Annotated in this window: 4 protein-coding genes and 1 pseudogene; 1 reads left to right on the forward strand and 4 read right to left on the reverse strand. The window is 63.5% G+C overall.

What is annotated here, in order from left to right; translation table 11 throughout:
- The 4 genes from QZY48_RS09085 to QZY48_RS09100 form a co-directional block, all read right to left on the reverse strand.
- On the reverse strand, positions 1-296 hold a 296-nt coding region (locus tag QZY48_RS09085; protein WP_295430316.1), incomplete at its 3' end, for an Rpn family recombination-promoting nuclease/putative transposase.
- A 128-nt stretch (positions 297-424) separates the two neighbouring features.
- Positions 425-685: an antitoxin family protein gene (locus QZY48_RS09090; RefSeq protein ID WP_295430318.1), complete on the reverse strand. Its 261-nt coding sequence runs from the start codon at positions 683-685 to the stop codon at positions 425-427.
- Positions 686-929: 244 nt separating this feature from the next.
- The gene (locus QZY48_RS09095; RefSeq protein WP_295430320.1) at positions 930-1286 is read right to left on the reverse strand and encodes a hypothetical protein; all 357 of its coding nucleotides are present in this window, start codon (positions 1284-1286) and stop codon (positions 930-932) included.
- A gap of 225 nt (positions 1287-1511) precedes the next feature.
- A complete protein-coding gene (locus QZY48_RS09100) occupies positions 1512-2468 on the reverse strand; it encodes a hypothetical protein (protein WP_295430322.1) in 957 nt (318 codons plus the stop codon).
- Between the two features lie 370 nt (positions 2469-2838).
- On the opposite strand from QZY48_RS09100, the pseudogene QZY48_RS09105 reads away from it, so the two are divergent.
- Positions 2839-3547: pseudogene (locus QZY48_RS09105) on the forward strand (glutamate synthase-related protein); the annotation flags it as partial.

Genomic DNA, 3547 nt, shown 5'->3' on the forward strand with positions numbered 1-3547 from the left:
GCCACGAGGTAGCGCAGCAGTTGCAGCGCGGTCCAGTGCTCGGGGCTGCTCTTGTGCTCGAACAGGACGTAGATCGTCAAGGGCCCGTCGCGATGGCGTACCCGATAGACCAGATCGGAGTAGGCGGAGCGCAGATCGGCGGAGACGTAGGTGTCCTTGGAGATTTCCAGGGTTTCGAGGTCGATCTCGGCCAGCAGTTCGGGCGGCAGGTGGTGCCGCAGGAAGTCTACGGCGATCTCCCGGCGGCCGAAACTCTCGCGGAAGAAGGTGTCGTGGGGTGTGGCGATCTCGGTCATGGCATCAGAGATTTAAGGAATAAGCGGCCAGGGTCGAATCGATTGCAGCAGGGAGATGGCGGCGATATGAAACCTACGACGCCTCTTGCGCAAGCCGTTTCCTAAGGTATCGGCGAAGAAGCGGCGCATCAGGGGTGCTTCGGGGCGCCGTAGAGGTAGTGGTCGTGCTGGGACGCACCGTCGGTTGGGAGGGCCTGGAGTTGGTCCTGCGGGATGTCACGCATCAGTTGTGCGGCATACTCCCAGATGGGCATGTCCGTGTCCGCCTCGGGCTGCGACTCGTCGGGCGTTTCCACCAGCAGGGAAACCTCCTGCTGCTCGGCGATCTCAACCGGCTCCAGCGGGCGGAAGACGCTGCCCTCGTAAATCGCTGTCAGATATCGGGTCATGGGGAACCTCCGGGCGCACGGTGCGGTGTGCCTGATGATAGGCCCGATCCGGGTGCCCGGTGGGGGCGCGGGACGGCCCCGCCGCCGCCTTCACCGACGGCCGCCGGATCGGCGCCACGGTAGGCCGCAACGGCGTGCGAGAGTTCTTCCGGGGACACCATTATTCCGTTGCCACCCCGCGCCGCCACAAAACCGAAAGGTCCCGCGGCTCGCACGACATCGTAATCGAGAAAGCCTGCCCTTGTCATTCGCCCTGGTCGATCAATAGTGCAGCCGTTCCGCAGCGCGGCCGGTACCCGTGGTGATCGCTCAGATAATCCGAAATGCAGTCCCGATCCCGTTGCGCCTGCGCTCGCTGCTCGGTCGTGAGCCCACGATCGAACTGGTCGAGCACCAGCGCGGACGTGAAGAGCATCGCAATACGCCAGAGCACGGCACGCCGCAGGGCGGGCGCCTCGGGGCCGGTCATTCCCTGCGCGGACCCGACCAAGACATCGGCACAGCGCCAGAGCGACTGCGAGGTCGGGTGCAGTTGTGCGCTGTAACAGAACGCCTTGTAAGCCGGCCCCCACCGCAGTTCCGGGGCGACTTGGCGATTCATCGCGGCTAGGCCCTGGTCATAGGCCGCCTGTGCAAGCCGGCGGTCGGCGTCATCCGTTCCCAGCCGAAACTTCCGCAAAATAACCTCCGGTCTGGCCTCGTCTCCCGCCTGCAACTTCAATCCTCGGTCGGGTTGCGGGGAACAGGCTGCCACGATTGCGAGAATCGCCGCCAGACCGAAGAGAGGGAGGGAGCGGGACAGTGTGGTACCCATCGGTGGTTGCACTCATTCGACGACCCGCAGGACGCCGACCGAGATTCCGTCTCCTTTTCTTGCCACGATCAGCAGGTGATAAAGCTCTTCCCACCGGGCCGTTTCGGTGACGGTCACGCATCCGAGCGACATGGCACCGGGATGCAGGTAACTGCGCCCCTGATGCCCGATGCGAAACCAAGTGCGCGCATGGGGCGCATCAGGATAGTTGAGACCTCCGACGTGAGGGGCGTCCGGGATCTCCAAGTCATAGAGCCCGGGGGAGACCGGCGCCACATCAGAGACCGCAGCATAGGTGGACCGACCGTCCTCGGTGCTGAGTTCCTTCTTTGAAAGGGAGAAGACCAGTTGTATCGGCGGTGTCTGTGGGTTCTCCGCGGCGAGCCGCGAGTGCTTGTCGCTCCCCAGTGAGACAGAGGCACGCTTGCCCTTCAGCGACCCTTCACGGATCACAAAATACTCGCGTCCGCCTGCGATACGCTCGACCTGCACCGCCAGCGCGGTCGGCAGGGATATTCTCTTCCTGCTCGGCTCCTCCAATACCACGGTGAATCCGTCAGAGGACGGCGGCAGGTATCGTATCGCCTCTGCAAGTTCCGCTGTGAACTCAAGGGTAAAGAGCGCGGTGCCGGCGGAGCGCACGGCCCCTTTCTCTTCTACGGGTATCGCCAAGTGGAACGTCTGCAGAACTGCGGCACCGAGAGGGACCGAAAATTCCCCTGCACTCCGACCTGAGTCATTGAACACCGGATCGCGCTCCGTGACGGATGCGACAATGGGGATTACCGAGGGGTTGCTGACGGCAGTAAATTCGGCGACTATCTTGCCGATAGAAGCACTAGCCCCAGCGTCCAGGCTCTTGTTCAGGGAGAAGAATGCGCTGCCGGCCTGAACGTCGATAGTGATATCGTTGCCGATATTGTCGCCATCGTAACGGACCGATGCGAGACGAAGTTGCAGCAATTTCATAATTTCACTCCCCTTCGCTTTACTGTCATTCGGTATCGCAGCATTGCCGCAGCCGACCAAGACCGGCGAGGTGGGAGGCAATTTCGCGCTGACGCAAAATGCCTTGTACGCTGGCCCCCCGCCGGAGGCCGGGTGCAATCTGGCGTTCCCTGGTTTGGCCGTGCGATCTTAAGGTTTCAGGAAAAGGTTAAGCGATTTGCGGTTTGCGGACAAGCACGCATCCATGCCGCCCGTCGGCTTGTCCTTGGGGAGAATTGGCTGTGTGCCCTGCTGCTGCTCGCCTCGACCCACGGATCGTTCAATCGGTCGGAGCGTCGGGCTGAGGGCGATCGCGCGGGCGTGTGCCTGGTCGCGCGGGTTGAGCACCGCGATCCATGATCTGAAGAACGTCAACCCCAAGGCGCGGATCTCGGTGAAGCTCGTGTCCGAGATCGGCGTCGGCACCGTCGCCGCAGGCGTCTCCAAGGCCCATGCCGACCATGTGACCATCGCCGGCTATGACGGCGGCACCGGCGCGAGCCCGCTGACCTCCATCAAGCACGCCGGCTCCCCCTGGGAGATCGGCTTGGCCGAGACCCATCAGACGCTGGTCCTCAACAACCTGCGCGGCCGTATCGCGGTGCAGGTCGATGGCGGTCTGCGCACCGGGCGCGATGTGGTCATCGGCGCCCTGCTGGGGGCCGATGAATTCGGCTTCGCCACCGCGCCGCTGATCGTCTCGGGCTGCATCATGATGCGCAAGTGTCATTTGAACACCTGCCCGGTCGGTGTCGCCACCCAGGACCCGGAACTGCGCAAGCGCTTCACCGGCCAGCCTGAGCACATCATCAACTACCTGTTCTTCGTCGCCGAGGAGATGCGCCGGATCATGGCGCGGCTGGGCTACCGGACCGTCAGCGAGATGATCGGCCAGTCGGACCGGCTCGAGATGCGCCGCGCGCTCGACCACTGGAAGGCCCAGGGCCTGGACTTCACCCGCCTCCTGATGAAGCCCAAGGTCGGCCTGGAGGTCGCCATCTCCAACCGCGAGACCCAGGACCACGGCCTCGACCAATCGCTCGATCACGACCTGATCAAGC

Source organism: uncultured Thiodictyon sp. (genome assembly GCF_903828115.1).
Classification (GTDB): domain Bacteria; phylum Pseudomonadota; class Gammaproteobacteria; order Chromatiales; family Chromatiaceae; genus Thiodictyon.